The sequence below is a fragment of the Stenotrophomonas sp. SORGH_AS_0321 genome (assembly GCF_031453215.1).
Classification (GTDB): domain Bacteria; phylum Pseudomonadota; class Gammaproteobacteria; order Xanthomonadales; family Xanthomonadaceae; genus Stenotrophomonas; species Stenotrophomonas chelatiphaga.
Genome location: NZ_JAVIZG010000001.1, coordinates 2130039 through 2147608, shown reverse-complemented (window position 1 = coordinate 2147608; position 17570 = coordinate 2130039). Strand labels below are relative to the sequence as shown.

The 17570-nt window shown below is 68.7% G+C and carries 20 protein-coding genes; 12 read left to right on the top strand and 8 right to left on the bottom strand.

From position 1 onward, the window contains the following. The first annotated feature begins 120 nt into the window (after positions 1-120). The 12 genes from QE373_RS09365 (at position 121) to QE373_RS09310 (ending at position 10983) form a co-directional block, all read left to right on the top strand. Positions 121-1095 (top strand): glucokinase, encoded by a 975-nt coding sequence (locus QE373_RS09365; protein WP_309685765.1) that lies wholly within the window; start codon positions 121-123, stop codon positions 1093-1095. Between the two features lie 54 nt (positions 1096-1149). Then, complete coding sequence (locus QE373_RS09360) at positions 1150-2154, top strand: N(4)-(beta-N-acetylglucosaminyl)-L-asparaginase (protein ID WP_309685763.1); 1005 nt, start codon at positions 1150-1152, stop codon at positions 2152-2154. After that, on the top strand, positions 2151-2897 hold the full coding sequence (locus QE373_RS09355; protein ID WP_309689681.1) for a copper homeostasis protein CutC: 747 nt from the start codon (positions 2151-2153) through the stop codon (positions 2895-2897). Before QE373_RS09360 ends, QE373_RS09355 begins: the two co-directional genes overlap by 4 nt. A 169-nt stretch (positions 2898-3066) precedes the next feature. Beyond that, positions 3067-3537 carry a DUF2975 domain-containing protein gene (locus tag QE373_RS09350; protein WP_057506831.1) on the top strand — a complete coding sequence of 157 codons (471 nt, stop codon included), beginning with the start codon at positions 3067-3069 and terminating at the stop codon, positions 3535-3537. Beyond that, positions 3537-3764 (top strand): helix-turn-helix transcriptional regulator, encoded by a 228-nt coding sequence (locus QE373_RS09345; RefSeq protein WP_309685761.1) that lies wholly within the window; start codon positions 3537-3539, stop codon positions 3762-3764. Before QE373_RS09350 ends, QE373_RS09345 begins: the two co-directional genes overlap by 1 nt. 51 nt (positions 3765-3815) lie before the next feature. Continuing rightward, positions 3816-5351 (top strand): TerC family protein, encoded by a 1536-nt coding sequence (locus tag QE373_RS09340; RefSeq protein ID WP_309685758.1) that lies wholly within the window; start codon positions 3816-3818, stop codon positions 5349-5351. 227 nt (positions 5352-5578) lie between these two features. Beyond that, a complete protein-coding gene (locus tag QE373_RS09335) occupies positions 5579-6439 on the top strand; it encodes an STAS domain-containing protein (protein WP_309685756.1) in 861 nt (286 codons plus the stop codon). A 1-nt stretch (position 6440) separates the two neighbouring features. After that, positions 6441-6803 (top strand): STAS domain-containing protein, encoded by a 363-nt coding sequence (locus QE373_RS09330; protein ID WP_123699094.1) that lies wholly within the window; start codon positions 6441-6443, stop codon positions 6801-6803. Then, positions 6800-7201 carry an ATP-binding protein gene (locus QE373_RS09325; RefSeq protein WP_309685753.1) on the top strand — a complete coding sequence of 134 codons (402 nt, stop codon included), beginning with the start codon at positions 6800-6802 and terminating at the stop codon, positions 7199-7201. Before QE373_RS09330 ends, QE373_RS09325 begins: the two co-directional genes overlap by 4 nt. Beyond that, complete coding sequence (locus QE373_RS09320) at positions 7192-8211, top strand: ATP-binding protein (RefSeq protein ID WP_309685751.1); 1020 nt, start codon at positions 7192-7194, stop codon at positions 8209-8211. Before QE373_RS09325 ends, QE373_RS09320 begins: the two co-directional genes overlap by 10 nt. Further along, positions 8208-9080: an ATP-binding protein gene (locus QE373_RS09315; protein WP_057506811.1), complete on the top strand. Its 873-nt coding sequence runs from the start codon at positions 8208-8210 to the stop codon at positions 9078-9080. Before QE373_RS09320 ends, QE373_RS09315 begins: the two co-directional genes overlap by 4 nt. After that, positions 9067-10983, top strand: coding sequence for a response regulator (locus QE373_RS09310; RefSeq protein WP_309685749.1), 1917 nt, complete (start codon positions 9067-9069; stop codon positions 10981-10983). The genes QE373_RS09315 and QE373_RS09310 overlap by 14 nt, the downstream gene beginning before the upstream one ends. 17 nt (positions 10984-11000) lie before the next feature. Here the strand turns inward: QE373_RS09310 and QE373_RS09305 are convergent, their stop codons facing one another. The 8 genes from QE373_RS09305 to mdcC form a co-directional block, all read right to left on the bottom strand. Then, positions 11001-11720 (bottom strand): GntR family transcriptional regulator, encoded by a 720-nt coding sequence (locus QE373_RS09305; protein ID WP_057506813.1) that lies wholly within the window; start codon positions 11718-11720, stop codon positions 11001-11003. A gap of 84 nt (positions 11721-11804) precedes the next feature. Beyond that, a complete protein-coding gene (locus QE373_RS09300; protein ID WP_309685747.1) occupies positions 11805-13151 on the bottom strand; it encodes an SLC13 family permease in 1347 nt (448 codons plus the stop codon). An 88-nt stretch (positions 13152-13239) separates the two neighbouring features. Further along, a complete protein-coding gene (mdcH, locus tag QE373_RS09295; protein WP_309685745.1) occupies positions 13240-14157 on the bottom strand; it encodes a malonate decarboxylase subunit epsilon in 918 nt (305 codons plus the stop codon). Then, complete coding sequence (mdcB, locus tag QE373_RS09290) at positions 14154-15011, bottom strand: triphosphoribosyl-dephospho-CoA synthase MdcB (protein WP_309685742.1); 858 nt, start codon at positions 15009-15011, stop codon at positions 14154-14156. Before mdcB ends, mdcH begins: the two co-directional genes overlap by 4 nt. Continuing rightward, on the bottom strand, positions 15008-15646 hold the full coding sequence (gene mdcG / locus QE373_RS09285; protein ID WP_309685741.1) for a malonate decarboxylase holo-[acyl-carrier-protein] synthase: 639 nt from the start codon (positions 15644-15646) through the stop codon (positions 15008-15010). The genes mdcB and mdcG overlap by 4 nt, the downstream gene beginning before the upstream one ends. Before the next feature lie 3 nt (positions 15647-15649). Continuing rightward, entirely contained in the window at positions 15650-16354 is a 705-nt protein-coding gene (gene mdcE / locus QE373_RS09280) for a biotin-independent malonate decarboxylase subunit gamma (RefSeq protein WP_309685738.1), read from the bottom strand. Next, positions 16351-17241, bottom strand: a complete 891-nt coding sequence (locus tag QE373_RS09275; RefSeq protein ID WP_309685736.1) for a biotin-independent malonate decarboxylase subunit beta — start codon at positions 17239-17241, stop codon at positions 16351-16353. The genes mdcE and QE373_RS09275 overlap by 4 nt, the downstream gene beginning before the upstream one ends. Beyond that, positions 17238-17561, bottom strand: coding sequence for a malonate decarboxylase acyl carrier protein (gene mdcC / locus QE373_RS09270; RefSeq protein WP_309685734.1), 324 nt, complete (start codon positions 17559-17561; stop codon positions 17238-17240). The genes QE373_RS09275 and mdcC overlap by 4 nt, the downstream gene beginning before the upstream one ends. Positions 17562-17570 lie beyond the last annotated feature (9 nt).

Below are 17570 nucleotides of genomic sequence, written 5' to 3'. Positions count from 1 at the left end.
AAAGCGCGGGCAATCGCTGAGAATTGCGCGCATTGAGTTGCTTTCCGTAAAGGCGTGCGAGTGAACGTTGCGGCATCGTCCCAGGTCTCCATCCAGAGCCCATCCCCCTCGCCGCGGCCGTTGCCCGAATCCCCTGATGCGCAGATCGTCGCCGATGTCGGCGGCACCTTCGCGCGCCTGGCCTGGTCGCATGGCGGTGCCCACGCGCCGCGCATCGACGGCTTCCGGCGTTACCGCTGCGCGCAGTACCCCAGCCTGGCCGCGATCCTGGCCGATTTTGCGGCTACTGCCCCGCCACGGCCTGCTGCGGCTGTGGTCGCCATCGCCGGACTGCTGCAGGGCGATACGCTGGTCAATGCCAACCTGCCGTGGCCGGTATCGGTGGACGCCACGCGCCAGCAGGCCGGGTTGCGGTCGCTGCAGTTGATCAATGATTTCGAAGCGGTGGCGCTGGCCATCCCGCACGTGCGCCGCGATGCGCTGGTGGCCCTGCATGGCGACGCGGACCCGGCCACGGCCTGGCCGGCACTGGTGCTGGGGCCTGGCACCGGACTGGGCGCAGCACTGCGTTTCGCCGACGGCGCACGGCCGGTGCTGGCCAGTGAAGTCGGCCATTCGGCGCTGTCGGCCGGTACCGCGCTGGAGCTGGACGTGCTGCGCCTGCTGCTGCAGCGCTGGGACCACGTCGACAACGAACGCGTGCTGTCCGGCACCGGCCTGCTCAATCTCTACCAGTGCCTGTGCCAACTGCGTGGCGCGAGCGCGTACTGCGACGACACCGAAGCGCTGCTGGCTGCCGCCCACCGCGGCAATGATCCGCTGGCGCGCGAGACCGTGGACGTGTTCTGCGGCTGGCTCGGCAGTTTCGTTGGTGATCTGGCAATCACCTTCGGCGCCCGCGCGGTGTACCTGGCCGGCGGGGTGTCGGCACACATCGCCCCGTTCCTGCCAGACAGTCCGTTCGTCGCGCGCTTCCTCAACAAGGGTGTGCTCGGCAGTGTGCTGCAGCAGGTGCCGGTGTGGCGGGTGGAACATGGCGAACTGGGTGTGCTGGGCGCGGCGGCCTGGAACGCATCGAACGCATTAGCGGCGTGACCGCGCGCGTCCGGCGGCGGCCAGGCGCGGGGCTTGGACAACAGAGGGGTTCGCATGACCGATCGTAGAAGCTTCCTGCAGGCCGGTGCGTTGGCCGTCGGCGCGCTGGGACTGCCACGCAGCGCACGTGCGGCCGCGGCCGATCCGGGTCCCCGGGTGGTGTCGACCTGGGATTTCGGCGTGGGCGCCAACCAGGTGGCCTGGAAGACCCTGGCCGACGGCGGCAGCGCGCTGGATGCGGTGGAACAGGGCGCACGCTGGGCGGAGAGCGAACTCTGCAACCCGACCGTGGGCCGCTGCGGCAACCCGGACCGGGACGGCAACCTGAGCCTGGACGCCAGCATCATGGACGGCGACGGCCGCTGTGGTTCGGTTGCCGCGCTGGTCGACATCCTGCACCCGGTATCGGTGGCACGCCGGGTGATGGAAAAGACCCCGCACGTGATGCTGGTCGGGCAGGGCGCGCAGGCCTTCGCGGTGGAACAGGGTTTCCCGCGCGGCAAGCTGCTCACCCCCGCCGCCGAGAAGGCCTGGAAAGCGTGGCTGAAGACCGCCGAGTACGCACCGCAGATCAATGCCGAACGCCGCGCGATCCCCGGCGACAGCGGCAACCATGACACCCTGGGCATCCTGGCCCGCGACGCGCGGGGGCGCCTGGCCGGTGCGTGCACCACCAGCGGCATGGCGTGGAAGATGCAGGGCCGGGTCGGCGACAGCCCGATCATCGGCGCCGGGTTGTACGTGGACAACGAGGTCGGCGCGGCCACCGCATCCGGTGTCGGCGAAGAGATGATCCGCAACGCCGCCTCGTTCCTGGTGGTGGAGCTGATGCGGCAGGGCCGCAGCCCGGCCGAGGCCTGCCGCGAGGCGATCGCGCGGGTGGTGCGCAAGCGGCCGGAGGCCAGCCGGACCCTGCAGGTCTGTTTCCTGGCGATGAATCGTGACGGTGAAGTGGGGGCGTATGCCCTGCACCGTGGCTTCGTCTACGCAGTGTGCGATGCGCAGCGCCAGGATGTGCTGCACGATGCCGACGCGGTGTACCGCACGGAGCAAACCTGAGCATGCGCCGGCTGCTGGAGGTCGCCTGTGATGGGGTCGGTTCGGCACTCGCCGCGCAGGCCGGCGGCGCGGACCGCGTGGAACTGTTCGCCGACCTTGCCTCTGGCGGACTCACGCCCTCGCACGCGACCCTGGCCGTCACCCGCGACCGGGTGCGGCTGCCGGTGTTCGTGTTGATCCGTCCACGCGCTGGCGATTTCCTGTATGGCGACTGGGAAGCGGAAGTCATGCTGCGCGACATCCAGCACTGCCGCGCACTGGGCATGGACGGGGTGGTGCTCGGCGCGTTGACCGCCGAGGGCGACGTCGATGCCGCGTTGTGCGGCGAACTGGTGGCGGCGGCCGGTGACCTGCCGGTCACCTTCCATCGCGCCTTCGACGCCGCGCGCGACCTGCCTGCCGCGCTGGAGGCGGTGATCGGGCTTGGCTGCGCGCGTGTGCTCAGCTCCGGCGGCCACGGCTCGGCAGTGGACGGCGCAGACGTGCTGGGCGGCATGGTCCAGCGTTCTGCCGGGCGCATCGGGATCATCGCCGGGGCCGGACTTGCCGCGTCCAACATCGCCGATGTCGCCCAGCGCAGTGGCTGCACCGAACTGCATGCCTCGGCGAAGGGGCTGCGACGCAGTGCGATGCAGCACCACAACCGCGCCCTGACCGGTCTGGCGCTGGACCACCAGCAGAGCGACGCCACCCGGGTCGCCGCACTGCGGGCGGCGCTGGACGCCCTGACGGACACGCGCTGACGACCGCATCACGCGCTGGACACGACGGTGTTTATCGTTTATCAATAAACACACGGTGCCCTTCCGGCGCCTGTCTGCTGGAGTCCCCGTGCCAAGCCGTACCCGCCGTGCGCCTGATCCGCGTGGCATCTTCAACCTGACCCATGCCGCGATCCACGCCGTCATGGCGATGTGCTGGCTGGGCATCCTGGCCGCCCTCTGCGCCGTGCCGCTGGTGTTCCATCGGCCGGCGCGGCTGCTCGACGCGGTGGACGCGTCGGTGGTCGCCGAACATGGCGATGCGCCGCACCTGCTGCTGCACTTCAGTGCCGGCCTGCTGGCCATCGTGGTGCTGCTGGCGCTGGGCCTGGTGTTCCTGCGCCACCTGCAGCGGCTGGTGCGCTCGGTGCGCGAGCAGCAACCGTTCACCCAGGGCAATGTCGGCCGGCTGCGCCGGATGGCCTGGCTGATGCTGGCGATGGAGGTGCTGTCCATCCTGATCGGCGTCTACTCCAGCTGGATGGGACCGCAGTTCGCGTGGATGGAGGTCGGCGGCGGCATGTCCATCACCGGCTTGGTAGCGGTGCTGATGCTGTTCGTCATCGCCCATGTCTTCGCCGTAGGCACCGCGATGCGCGAGGACCTGGACGGGGTGGTCTGATGGCGATTGTCATCACCCTGGACCACATGCTGCAGCAACGCGGCATGACCCTGTCCGAGCTGGCCGGGCGCATCGACATCACCCTGGCCAACCTGTCCATCCTGAAGACCGGCAAGGCGCGTGCGATCCGCTTTTCCACCCTCGATGCGATCTGCCGGGAACTGCGCTGCACGCCCGGTGACCTGCTCGGGCACGATCCGGCCGCGACGCAGGACGACCGCGCCTGATCCGGCAGCACCTGCACGACTTCCCCTTCAACCACAGAAAAGAAACGACGCATGGAATGGCTGGCTGACCCCTCGATATGGATGGGGCTTGCAACCCTGGTAGTGCTTGAGATCGTGCTGGGCATCGACAACCTGGTGTTCATCGCGATCCTGGCCGACAAGCTGCCCCCGCACCAGCGCGACCGCGCGCGGGTGATCGGCCTGGGCCTTGCGCTGCTGATGCGGCTGGTGCTGCTGGCCGCGCTGTCCTGGATCATGAAGCTCACCGAGCCGCTGTTCGCGGTGCTTGGGCATGCGTTCTCCGGACGCGACCTGATCCTGCTGGTGGGCGGCCTGTTCCTGCTGTTCAAGGGCACCATGGAGCTGCACGAGCGGCTGGAAGGGCGCTCGCACGAGGGCGGCGGCAAGCAGGTGTATGCGAGCTTCGGCACGGTGGTGGCGCAGATCGTGGTGCTCGATGCGGTGTTCTCGCTGGACTCGGTGATCACGGCGGTCGGCATGGTGGACAACCTGGGCGTGATGTATGCCGCCGTGACCATCGCGATGGCACTGATGCTGCTGGCCAGCAAGCCGTTGACGCGCTTCGTCAATCGGCATCCCACCGTGGTGGTGCTGTGCCTGGGCTTCCTGCTGATGATCGGCTTCAGCCTGGTCGCCGAGGGCCTGGGCTTCAAGATTCCGAAGGGCTATCTGTATGCGGCCATCGCGTTTTCGATCCTGGTGGAGGGCTTCAACCAGTGGGTGGGCTTCAACCGCGCGCGCGACCAGGCGCAGCTGCCGTTCCGCCAGCGCACCGCCGATGCGGTGATGCGGATGTTCGGGGTGCGCGATGCCGGCGCGGCGGCAGACGAGGGTGGGCAGGATGCCGGTCACGCCGGCGAGCGGCTGCAGCCGGTCGAGCAGGACATGATCCGCAGCGTGCTGACCCTGGCCGAGCGGCCGGTGTCCAGCGTGATGACGGTCCGCACGGATGTGCAGTGGATCGACATCAGCCGCGGCACCGACGATGTGATCGCACGGTTGATCGCCAGCCCGCATACGCGCCTGCTGGTGGCCGACGGCGACCTGGACCGGTTGCGCGGGGTGGTGCAGAGCCGTGACCTGCTGGCCAACCTGCTGCAGGGCAGGCCGCTGCAGCTGGAGGCGAGCCTGCGCGAGGCCCAGTTCGTGTCCTCCAACGCCAGCGCGCTGCAGGTGCTGGAACTGATCCGACAGCATCCGGTGCCGCTGGCGGTGGCCGTGGATGAGTACGGCAGCGTGGAAGGGCTGGTGACCGCCAACGATCTGCTGGCCGCCATCGCCGGCGACCTCGCCGATACCCAGGACGAGCGCTATGGCATAACCGAGGTCGCGGCGCAGCACTGGGAGGCCGACGGCGCGCTGACCCTGGACGACCTGCAGCGCATGGCCGGCATCCGCTTCGAGCGCAGCGGCGACTACCAGACACTGTCCGGGCTGGTGCTGCATGCGCTGGACCGGATGCCCCAGGCAGGCGATGTGATCGAGCATGCGGGCTTCCGGCTGCGCGTGCTGTCGATGGCCAGGCGCCGGGTCGGACGGGTGGCGTTGCAGCGCAATTCTGAATGAGTCAGCTGCGTCCGTAACCTTATACGGGCGAGAGGCGGCGGATCGTGTCGTAGACGGTATGCTGGCCTTCACGCGTTGAACACATTGCTGATTGCGTAATGTGAAGGTTGTCCGGTCGGGGGAGGGGCACGTACCGCATTGCGGTCCGCCAGACCCGGCTGGAATCCCTCCGGCCAGGTGGGCATGCAATGGCATGCACTGCTGGCCCTATCCAGCAGGAAACTCCCATGGCGTCATTGCAGCAGCGCACCCTTGAACTCATCCGCAACAACGAGGAACAGGTCCTCACGCAGTGGCAGCAGAACCTTGCCGCCGCAGGCCAGGGACAGGACAACCGTATTTCCAGCCAAGAGGTGGATGCGCAGCTCCGTGAGTTCTGGCGCCTGTTCCTGCAGGCCATTTCGGCCGCCGATGTCGGCAGCCTTCAGGGCCAGGAATGGCAGGGCATCCGCCGCTTCCTGGAAGACCTGTCCACCGACCGTGCGCGCAGGGGCTTCAATTCGTCGGAGACGGCGAGCTTCATTTTCTCGCTGAAGCGCCCGTTGTTCGCGCAGGTCCAGGCCGCACTGGCGGCCGATCCGCAGCAGCAGGGTGACCAGCTGTGGGCCATTTCCGAACTGCTGGACCTGCTCGGCCTGCAGACCGTCAAGGCATTCCAGAAGAGCCGCGAAGAAGTGATCCAGCGCCAGCAGGAAGAAATGCTGGAGCTGTCCACCCCGGTGGTGAAGCTGTGGGAAGGCGTGCTGGCGCTGCCGATGATCGGCACGCTCGATTCGCAGCGTACCCAGGTGGTGATGGAGTCGCTGCTGCAGCGGATCGTCGACACCGGATCGGAGATCGCCATCATCGACATCACCGGCGTACCGACGGTGGACACGCTGGTCGCCCAGCACCTGCTGAAGACCGTCACCGCCATCCGCCTGATGGGCGCCGATGCGATCATCAGCGGTGTGCGGCCGCAGATCGCGCAGACCATCGTGCACCTGGGCCTGGACCTGCAGGGCATCGTCACCAAGGCCAACCTGGCCGACGCGCTGGCGTTGGCGCTGAAGCGGACCGGCCAGACCGTGACCAAGGTGGCTGGCTGAGATGGATCGCATCCCGATCCTGCAGATGGGCGATCTGCTGCTGGTGACCATCCAGGTGGACATGCACGACCAGTTGGCTTTGACCCTGCAGGATGACCTGACCGAGAAGATCCAGCGTACGTCCGCCCGCGGCGTGCTGATCGACATCTCCGCGCTGGATATCGTGGACTCGTTCATCGGCCGGATGATTTCCACCATCTCCGCGTTGGCGCGGATCATGGATGCCACCACCGTGGTGGTAGGCATGCAGCCGGCAGTGGCGATCACCCTGGTGGAGCTGGGCCTGGACCTGCGTGGCGTACGCACTGCGTTGAATGTCGAGCGTGGCATGAAGCTGCTGCAGCTGCCTGCAGGCGATCCATGATCGCCGATGCGGGGTCGATCCCCGTGCGGATCGAACAGGACGTGGTGCTGGCGCGGCAGACCGTGCGGCAGCTGGCGGTGGCCTTCGGGTTGCGGCTGGTGGACCAGACCAAGCTGGTCACCGCCGCCAGCGAGCTGGCGCGCAACGCGGTGATCTACGGCGGTGGTGGCGACATGCACTGGCGGATCGTCGAACGCGGTGTCCGCCGCGGCATCCAGCTGGAGTTCGCCGACCAGGGGCCGGGTATCCCAGACCAGGTCAAGGCGCTCACCGACGGCTGGTCGTCGGGGTCGGGGATGGGCCTGGGCTTGTCCGGCTCGCGTCGCCTGGTCGATGATTTCGATCTGGACTCCGCCGCAGGGCAGGGCACGCGGGTAACCATCACCAAATGGATCTGAATTTTTCCGGTCCGCTTACCCGTGTCGTGGTCGTCGAGGAAACCACCCAGGTCGGGCAGGCACGACGCGAAGCGTTGCGCGTAGCCGCCGAAGCCGGCTTCAACGAGATCGATGCCGGTCGGGTCGCGCTGGCCGCCACGGAAATGGCGACCAACCTGTGGCGGCACGGCGGTGGCGGTCGCATGCTGCTATCGGTCATCGCCGCAGCGCACGGCCATGCCGTGGAACTGTGCACCATCGACCGGGGACCGGGTTTCGTGCTGGCCCAGTGCCTGCAGGACGGCTACTCCACCGGTGGCAGCCAGGGGCTCGGCATGGCGGCGATCGCGCGGCAGGCACGGGTCATGGACGCCTGGTGCGACGCACGCGGTGCGGTGCTGCTGGTCAGGATCCATCCCGAGCGCGCGCCGCGCGACGCCGATCTCGCCTACGGCGCCCTGCGCCTGCCGATGAAGCATGAAGTGGCGTGCGGCGATGCCTGGCATCTGCGGGTGCAGGACCAGCAGCTTGCGCTGACCGTGATCGACGGCCTCGGGCACGGGGTGCTGGCGGCCGAAGCATCCGAAGGCGGGGTGCGCGCGCTCGCCGCGCGGCCGCCGGCCGGCCAGGCGGTGGATGCCATCAACGACCTGCATGCCGCCCTGTCGGGCTCGCGCGGCGGCGCGGCGGCGGTTGCTGTCGTTTCGCTGGGCAGCGGCGACATCGAGTACGCCGGCGTGGGCAACATCGCCGGCACGCTGCTGATAGGAGATACCTCGCGTGGCATGGCGTCGATGCCCGGCATCGTCGGCGTGCAGTACCGCAAGGCGCAGGCATTCAGCCTTCACGCCCCCGCTGGCACGCTGCTGGTGATGCACAGTGATGGACTGCAGGCGCGTTGGAGCCTGCGTGATTACCCGGGATTGCAGCATCGCCATCCGGCGTTGGTGGTTGCCGTGCTGCAACGTGATTTTGATCGTGGTCGCGACGATGTCTGCGTCGTCGCGCTGCGCGTGGGAGCCTTCCGATGAGCGTCACCGATCTGTCCCTGCAGCAGGAAATGGAGCGTCTTCGCGTGGAGAACGAAGGCCTGCGCGCTGAGCTGGACGAGACCAACCAGGGGGTGCTGGCGCTGTACGGCGAACTGGACCAGCAGGCCGAACAGCTGCGCCAGGTGTCCGAATTGAAGAGCCGCTTCCTGTCCTACATGAGCCATGAGTTCCGCACCCCGCTCGGGTCGATCCTGAGCATGACGCGGCTGCTCGACGACGGCATGGATGGCGAGCTCAGCAGCGGGCAGCGCCAGCAGGTACTGTTCATCAGCAGCGCCGCGAGCGAGCTGCGCGAGATGGTCGACGACCTGCTCGACCTGGCCAAGATCGAGGCCGGCCGGATCACCATTTCCCCGGGCTGGTTCGACCTGATGGACCTGTTCTCGGCCCTGCGCGGCATGTTCCGCCCGTTGGTGGACGGCAACGACATCGAACTGGAGTTCATCGCGCCGCCGCAGCTGCCGATGCTGTACACCGACGACAAGAAGCTCGCGCAGATCCTGCGCAATTACGTGTCCAACGCACTCAAGTTCACCCCGCGCGGCCGGGTCGTGGTATCGGCCGAACTGGAAGGAGAGGCCGCCGTGCGTTTCAGCGTACGCGACACGGGCATCGGGATACCGGTGGAGATGCACGCTGCGCTGTTCGAGGATTTCGTGCAGGTGGATTCGCCGCTGCAGAAGCGCCTGCGCGGGACCGGGCTGGGATTGTCGTTGTGCAAGCGCTTCGCCGTTCTGCTCGGCGGCCACGTCGGCGTCAACAGCGTGCCAGGCGAAGGCTCGGAATTCTTCGTGGTGGTGCCGCTCAACCTTCAATCCGCAGCAGAGGCCCTTGATGCCGCACCGTGACCGCATCCTGATCGTGGATGACAACGTCGCCACGCGTTACGCGGTGCGCCGCGTGCTGGAGCACCATGGCTACCGCGTGGACGAGGCCGGGCTTGGCCAGGATGGCCTGGACGCGGTGGCGGTCAATGAGTTCGCTGCGTTGGTGCTGGATGTCAACCTGCCCGACATGAGCGGCTTCGACGTGGTGCGCGAGCTGCGCTCGCAGCCGCGCACCGCGTTGCTGCCGGTGGTGCACGTGTCGGCGGCATCGATCAGCACCGGCGACATGATCACCGGCCTGGACGCCGGCGCGGATGGCTACCTGACCCACCCGGTGGACCCGGAAGTACTGCTGGCCACGCTGCGCAGCCTGCTGCGGGCGCGCCGCGCCGAGGATGCACTGCGCGAGGCCGAGGCGCGTTTCGGTGAAATCTTCCGCCAGATCAACGCACCGGTCGCGGTATTGAACGCGGACCTGACCGTTCGCGATGCCAACGCCGCGTTCGCCCGCCTGCTCGGTACCGGGCTCAGTGACGGGTCACCGCTCGACCGGCTGGGCAATGCCGGCGAGTTCATCGACGGACTGCGCGACGCGCTGCGCCTGCGTGAGCGCTGGCAGGGCACGGTGGCGCTGCCTACCCCGGGCGGTACGCCGCGCATGACCCAATGGCGGCTGACGCCGTACCAGCAGCCGGACCTGGGCCTGGTGGTGGTGGAAGACATCACCGCCCACCACGAACGCGACCGCGAACAGCGACGCGAACTGGCGTACCAGATTTCCGAGCGCGAGCGCACCGAAGCCGAGCTGCTGCAGGCACAGAAGATGGACGCGCTGGGCCAGTTGACCGGCGGCATCGCCCACGATTTCAACAACCTGCTGACCACCATCATCTCCGGCCTGGACATGATCGAACTGGCAGCGGACAGCGGCAAGCTGGACCGCCTTGGGCGCTACATCGACGCGGCGTCCAGTTCGGCCACCCGCGCCGCCGCGCTGACCCAGCGCATGCTCGCCTTCGCGCGCAAGCAGCCGCTGGATCCGCAGCCGTTCGACGTGGCCCAGCGCGTGCATTCGCTGGAAGACCTGCTGCGGCGGACCATCGGCGAGAACATCGAACTGGAGTTCGAACTCGGCGACGAACCGCTGGTGGCGCTGGCCGACCCCAACCAGTTCGAAAGCGTCGTGCTGAACCTGGTGATCAATGCGCGCGATGCGCTGGGCGGCAACGGCCTGATCCGCATCCGCGGTGAACGCACCACGGTGGAAGGCGACTACAGCCTGGCCGCTGGCGACTACATCAGCGTCAAGGTGATGGACAACGGCAGCGGCATCGAAGCGCACCTGCTGAAGAAGGTCTTCGAACCGTTCTTCACCACCAAGCCGCAGGGCGAGGGCACCGGACTGGGTCTGTCGATGACCTATGGCTTTGCGCGCCAGAGCGGCGGCGTGGCACGCATCAGCAGCGAACCCGGCACAGGTACCGAAGTGGAGCTGCTGTTGCCGCTGGGCGATGCGGCGAAGATCGAGGTGGCCGGTGAGCGCGGTGAAACGCCGGTAGGCCGTTTCGAGCGGATCCTGGTGGTGGACGACACCGATTCGGTGCGCCAGATGGTGCAGGACATGCTGCGCGAGGCAGGCTACGAGGTCATCGCGGTGGCCGATGCCCGCCAGGCGCTGCGCGAGCTGCGCGACGATGAAGGCATCGCGTTGCTGCTGTCCGACGTCGGCCTGCCCGGCATGAACGGCCGTGAGCTCGCCGACGCGGCACGTGAGCTGCGTCCGCGCCTGCCGGTGCTGTTCATCACCGGCTATACCGAACGGGCAGCGGTGCGCAACGAGTTCCTCGGGCCGGGCATGGGCCTGCTGCCCAAGCCGTTCAACCTGTCCGAACTGCTGCGTGCGGTGAGTTTCGCCCTGCGTTGAGCGGGGCGCCGGTGCCCTTAGATGCCGCCTTCGCGCGGCAGCGGCGCGGGAACATTCAGCTGGCCGCCGGCCGCGACGTAGGCGGCCAGCGCCTCGCCCTGGCTGAGCAGGTGACGGTTCATGGTCGCTTCGGCGGCCACGGCATCCCGACGGCGGATGCAGTCCATCAGTTCGCGGTGTTCGGCCAGCGACTGCGCCATCCGGCCCGGCGTCAGCAGCTGGCGGCCACGGTGCATCTTCAGGATCCGGTGCAGGTCATGGGTCACCCGGATCAGCCACGGATTGCCGGCGTGGGTCTGCAGGGACTCATGGATGAAGTAGTTGTTGCGGTAATACTCGGCCAGGTCACCGCACGCGGCCGCAGCCTCCATCGCATCGTGCAGGGCCTGCAGCTGGGCGATGCCGGCATCATCGATGCGGCGCACCGCATCGTGCGCGCAGCGACCTTCCAGCATCGCCATCACCGGGAACAGCTGGTTGAGGTCTTCAAGGGTGAGCCGGGTGACCCGGCTGCCACGGCCGGCATCGATCTGCACCAGGCCTTCGGCGGCGAGCAGCTTCAGGCTTTCGCGCAGCGGCGTACGGCTGATGCCCAGTTCTTCGGCCAGCGCCGGCTCGTCGATCCATTCGCCCGGTGGCAGCAGGTAATCGTAGATCTTCTGCCGCAGTTGTTCGGCCACCTCTTCATAGAGTGGCACGCGGCGGGTGCTTTTACGGGGGCCGGGGGCCAGGGGCATGGTCGAAGCGCAGTCCAGGTGGATGCATCAGTCTAGCGGGTGCACCCGGGGGTGACGACCAGCGGTCGCCACCCCCGGCACGGCTTACATCCAGCCCGGTACCACGAACAGCAGCCACGCCAGCAGCGGGCCGAAGGCCACCACCAGCCCGCTGTAGACCAGGAAGCGACGGAACAGTGCCTCGCGCTCTTCCTTCGCCGCCGACGCGACCACCAGCGCGCCATTGGTGGAGAACGGGCTGACGTCCACCACGGTGGACGACACCGCCAGGGCGCAGATCACGCCGGCGGCGCTGAGGTGCCCCTGCATCAGGAACGGGACCGCCAGCGGAATCGTGGCGCCGAGCACGGCCGCCGACGAAGCGAACGCCGACACGATGCCACCCACGTAGCAGACCAGCAGCGCACCCAGCAGCGGAATGCCGATGGCACCGACGCCGTGGCCGACGAAATCGACCGCACCGGCCTTCTGCAGCACCGCGACATAGGTCACCACGCCGCTGATCAGCAGCACGGTGGACCAGCTGATGCCATCCACCGCGCCCTTCTGCGCGGACGGCGAGGCCAGCGCGATGGCCACCGCAACGGTGATCGCCACCAGGCCCACGTTGAGGTCATACACCAGCGCCGCCACGCCCAGGCCCAGCAGGCCGACCAGGGTGATCAGGCGGTCGCGGTTGATGCGTACCTCGTCCAGTGCCTGCGGATCGTTGGACAGGGTGCCGCCACCGGCGCTGACCACGGCGCCATGGCCTTCGATGGCGAACTGGCGCGAAGAGGCCTGCACCCCGGCGACCAGCGGTTCCTCGGCGACCGCACGCCCACGCCGCAGCAGCGCGATGCCACCGAAGGCGAAGAAGCAGATGAACGCCATCAGCAGGTTGAAGCCGAGGCTGGTCAGGAACACCGCCATTTCCGTGACTTCCAGTCCAGCCTTCTGCACCACCTGGTTGGTGATGCCGCCGTACACGCTGATCGGCGAAAATCCACCGGCCTGCGCGCCGTGGATGACCAGCAGGCCCATCATCAACGGGTTGATCTTGTACTGCTTGGCGAAACGCAGCGCGACCGGGCCGATGATCGCCACCGCTGCCGGACCCAGCGCGCCGAAAGCGGTGAGCACTGCGGTCACGATGAACATCACCCACGGGATGGCCACGATATGGCCTCTTACGGCTTTCACCGCCCAGTGCACCAACAGGTCGATGGTGCCGTTCTTCTGCGCGATGGCGAACAGGTAAGTGATGCCGACCAGGGTCAGGAACAGATCGCCGGGGAATCCGGCAAGGACTTGCTTGCCGTCCATGCCGACCCAGACGCCGCCGACGATGAACGCCAATGCAAAGCCGACGGCACCCATGTTGATGGGCAGGGCCGTGGCCACGATGAACATGATCACCAGACCGATGATCGTTGCAATTTCCGGACTCATGCGCCCTCCCGAGACATCTGGTTCGTTGCTTCCGATGGCGACCCGCCATCCAGGGGTAGTGCTTCAACTGCGTGGCCGATGCGCTCGCTCATACGCGCGCGCAGGCCGTTTCCACCCATTCCGCCACGCCCTCCAGCGTGTGGAAATCCTCCACCGACCGCGCCTGCAGCTGCGGATGCAGCTCGCGCGCGAGACGGCTCAATGCACTGCCGGGGCCCAGTTCCAGGAACACCCGCGCGCCGCGTTCCACGGCCTGCTGCATCACCGCCTGCCACTGCACCGTCTCAGCGATCTGGCGCGCCAGCGTGTCGCGGACCTGGTCCGGCGTGGCCACGCGTCGGCCGTCGATGCCGGCCAGCAGCGGCAGGCGCGGTGCCTGCAACGGGGCGGCGGCCAGCCGTTCCCCGAATCCGCTGGCGGCCGCGGCCAGCAGCGGGGTATGCGCTGGCACGTGCACCGGCAACACCACGCAGCGCGCTCCGCCTTGTTCGGCGCTCGCCTGTACGGCCAGCAGATCGGCGCGCAGGCCGCCGAGCACCACGTGGTCGTCACCGTTGACGATGGCGATGGACACGCCGTGCTCAGCACACAGCGCTTCGATGCCGCCGCGTTCCAGCCCCAGCACCGCCAGCAGGCCGGCGTCAGCGGGACTGGCCGCATCCATGCAGGCGGCGCGGTGCACCGCCAGCTGCAGGCAGGTGGCTGCGTCGTAGCTGCCGGCCACGGCGTGCGCGGCCAGTTCGCCAGCGCTGTAGCCGGCAACGACGGCGGGTACCGGCAGGCGTGCTTTCAGCGCCAGCCAGTGGGTGAGTGCGGCGGCGCAGACCAGCGGTTGGGCGATGGCGTTGTCGAAGCGGCTGGGGCGGCTGGCAGCGTCGGTGGGCGCATCGCCGAGCAGCACCGCCGCCGCCGCCAGCAGCGCGCAGGCATCCGGGTCTGCCTGCACGCGGCGGAACATGTCCGGGTGCTGGCCGCCCTGGCCGGGGCACAGGATGGCCAGGCTCATGCGGCCTCCTGCTGCAGCAGGAACAGCGCGCAGGCCAGCAGGTCAGCGCTGCCGCCCGGGCTCAGGCGGCGCTGTTCGAAGGCGTTGCAGATGCGTGCCATGTGCGCGGGTGCGTCGGCTGCGCGCACGCCGCCGGCGGCGAGAAAGCCGCGCGCCTGCGCCTGTGCGAAGGCCAGGCCTTCGGCGCCGCCACGATGCAGCAGGTTGAGATCATCGGTGACCGCGACCAGCTGCATCAGTGTCTGCAGCAGGGCGGCATCGCGCGGCAGCCCATCGGCCAGCGCGGCGCGCAGCGCCGGTACGGCGACCTCGCGCAGCAGCGGGAAGCCGGCGGCAGCCTGTTCGCGCACCCCCGGTACCGCGTGGCGGGCACGGGCACGCTGCCCGGGGCTGGTGGCATCCAGTGGCGCCTGCAGCAGGGCGTGGCGCCACTGTCGCACGCCGTCGCACACCGCTTCGGCGGAGCGGGCAGGGCAAGCGTCGGCACGCAGCCGCGCGGCCGAAGCAACGAGCAGGCCGAGGCTGAAGATCGCGCCGCGATGCGTATTGACGTTGCCGGTGGCGGCCAGCATGCCGCGCTCGGCCTGGATGCCGAGCTGGCGCAGCGGCGCGAAGTCGGCGCAGGTGGCCGCCTGCGCGGCGATCGCGGTGAAGTAACCGCGCAACGCGAACAGGCTGCGCAGGAAGGTGCCGGCATCCATGTCGTGGTGGCTGCCACGGCTGAACGGAGTCACCAGTCCGGGCTTCGGACTGCAGGCCAGTTCGGCATGCAGCGCGGCGATCGCAAGGCGGCCGAGCGGACGTGCACGCGGCAGGACCGGCGCGGCCGTACGCGGGCGGGCCAGCGCGCTCATGCCGGCAGCTCCTCGCCGGAAAGGCATGAACGCGCTGCCAGCCAGCAGGCAGCATCGCCCTTGACCACTACCTGCGTGGCGTCGCCGGCGTACTCGCGCCAGTTCACGGCGTGCGCCGCATCGAACACCAGTTCGCCGTCGGCACGCAGCCCGTGCAGCGCTTCCCAGTCCTGCAGCAGGCGGCAGACCTGCGTTGCCTGGCCGGCTCCATCGACCTGCCACAGCAGGTCCAGGTCCGAACCGGCATGCAGGTAGTCCAGGCCGGTGATCGCCTGCCAGGCATGGCTGCCGAACACGCGCGCGGACAGGTCCTGCGCCGTGCAGCGCTGCTGCAGCGCCTGCAGGGCAGGGCGCCACGGCGCGGACAGCGCATCGATCACCTCGGTCAACCGCGGCGGTGGCGCGTGACGGATGACCGCCGCGCGATCAATCCGCAGTGACAGCCGTTGCCGGCCCTCATCCAGTGGCAACGGCACGCCGAGCCGCAGCTGCGCGCCGTCCACGGCCGGGTCACGCCGTGCCACCACCAGCGGCAGGCGCGCCTGCACCCACGCACGCAGGCGCGGTTCGGCGTGCGGGCTGAGCGTGGTCCACGCCGCCTGCGCGTCGATCCACACCAGGTCGTGGCGATGCATCGCTCAGGCCTCGCCTGCGGCCACGGCGCGGGCGACGGCATGCGCCAGCAGGCGGCCGCCACGTTCCAGCCCGCGCTCGCGGCGCAGGTCGAGCCGTTGCGGTTCGGCCAGCGCGGCGGCCAGCGCGGCGGCAAGATCGCCCTCCCAGACCGCCTCCACCGCGCCCATGCGCACATAGTTGTCCACGCCCGGTGCGAATACCGGCGAGCTCTCGCTCAGGGCCTGCAGCTTTTCCAGCGGTTGCTTGGTGACACGCGCCATCGCGCGCAGGTCCATCACCCGCACCTGCGCCTCGGGCAGGGCGAAGATGCGGTCGGCCATCAGGCCGAAGGACAGGAAACCGCCGCTGACCGATTCACCATAGACCAGGCTGACCAGCGCGGCGCCGCGCCGGCGGGCCAGCTCCAGGCTGCGTGCCAGGTGGGCGAAGCAGCCGTTGATGCCCAGCAGTTCATCGCGCCGGGCCAGCCGCTGGCCGGCCGTATCGACCAGCATCACGATCGGGCGCGTCGGATGGGCGCGGGTACTGGCCAGCACGCAGGCCGACAACGCCAGCGCATGGTCCACGCCGACCTCCAGCTTGTTGGCCGTGCCGATCACCGTCACCTCGCCGCCGGCTGTCGTGGCCGTACCGGTGAGCACGTCGTCGTTGCGTTGGATGTGGTGACCGGCGGGAAACAGCGCCGGCAACAGTTGATCAAGCTTCATGGAACGCTCCGCGCGGCGACCGCGTCGAGGAAGGCGGCGGTATCCAGCAGCGGCAGCCCGGCGGGATCGGCGATGCCCTGGCGGGCCCAGATCTCCAGGCCGTCACGGCAGTCGCCGTAGGCCGCGATGCGCGCTTCCAGCTGCTGTTGCGCCTGCTCCAGCGCCGCCAGCGGATCCTGGTCTGGATCGCAGGCCGCGATCGCGGCGACCGCGGCATCGGCGAAAGCCTGCATGCGGTCGGCGACCAGGGTGGCCGCTTCGCCGATCAGTAAGCGGTGCTTGCCACCGGTCACCCGCCACACCAGCGCGCGATCGCGCGAGTCGAACTCTTCCACGCCGCGCACGGTTTCGATGACTTCCGGACCCGACAGCGACAAGCGGCCTTCTTCGGACATCAGCACCGCCGAGCAGCAGCGGGCGACGATGCCCATGCCGCCGAACGCCCCATTGCCGCTGCCTACCAGCGCGATGACCGGCACGCCCTCGGCACGTGCAGCGAGGACCGCGCGCATGATTTCGGAGATCGCGATCAGCCCGGCATTGGCCTCGTGCAGGCGCACCCCGCCGCTGTCCAGCAGCAACAGCACGGCCTCCGGGCGCAGCTCACGGGCACGTTCCAGCAGGCCGGTCAGCTTGGCGCCATGCACCTCGCCGACACCGCCGCCCATGAAGGCCCCCTGCTGTGCAGCGACCAGCACCTCGCGCCCCTGCAGCCGACCGGCACCGACCACGATGCCATCGTCGAACGCGCCGGGCACGTCCAGCTGCGCCAGGTGCGGGCTGATGGTGCGGCGGCGCGGACCGAAGAACTCGCTGAAGCTGCCGGCATCCAGCAGCCCTTCGATGCGCTCGCGGGCATCGGCTTCATAATAACTGCGCTGGTTCATGCGTCGCTCCCGCGTTCGGCGAGGGTTTCCAGCGCCTGCTGCAGGCGCAGGCTGACCACGGCCGGCGTGGCGCCGGCATCGTTCAACGACAGGCGGACATCGCGCAGCGGATGGCGGGCGGCGAAATCGGCCAGCACCGCCTGCCAGACCTCGCCGAAACCGCGCGCGGAGGTGATCACCTCGATCTCCATCGCGCCGTCCAGCGCGGCCGGCTCGATCAGTACCTCCAGGTTGCCGGAGGCGACCACGCCGACCAGCGCATGCAGCTCGGCGCTGCCAAGCGCCTGGGTACCGGGAAAACGATAACGAAGGGTTTCCATGGAGAGTGT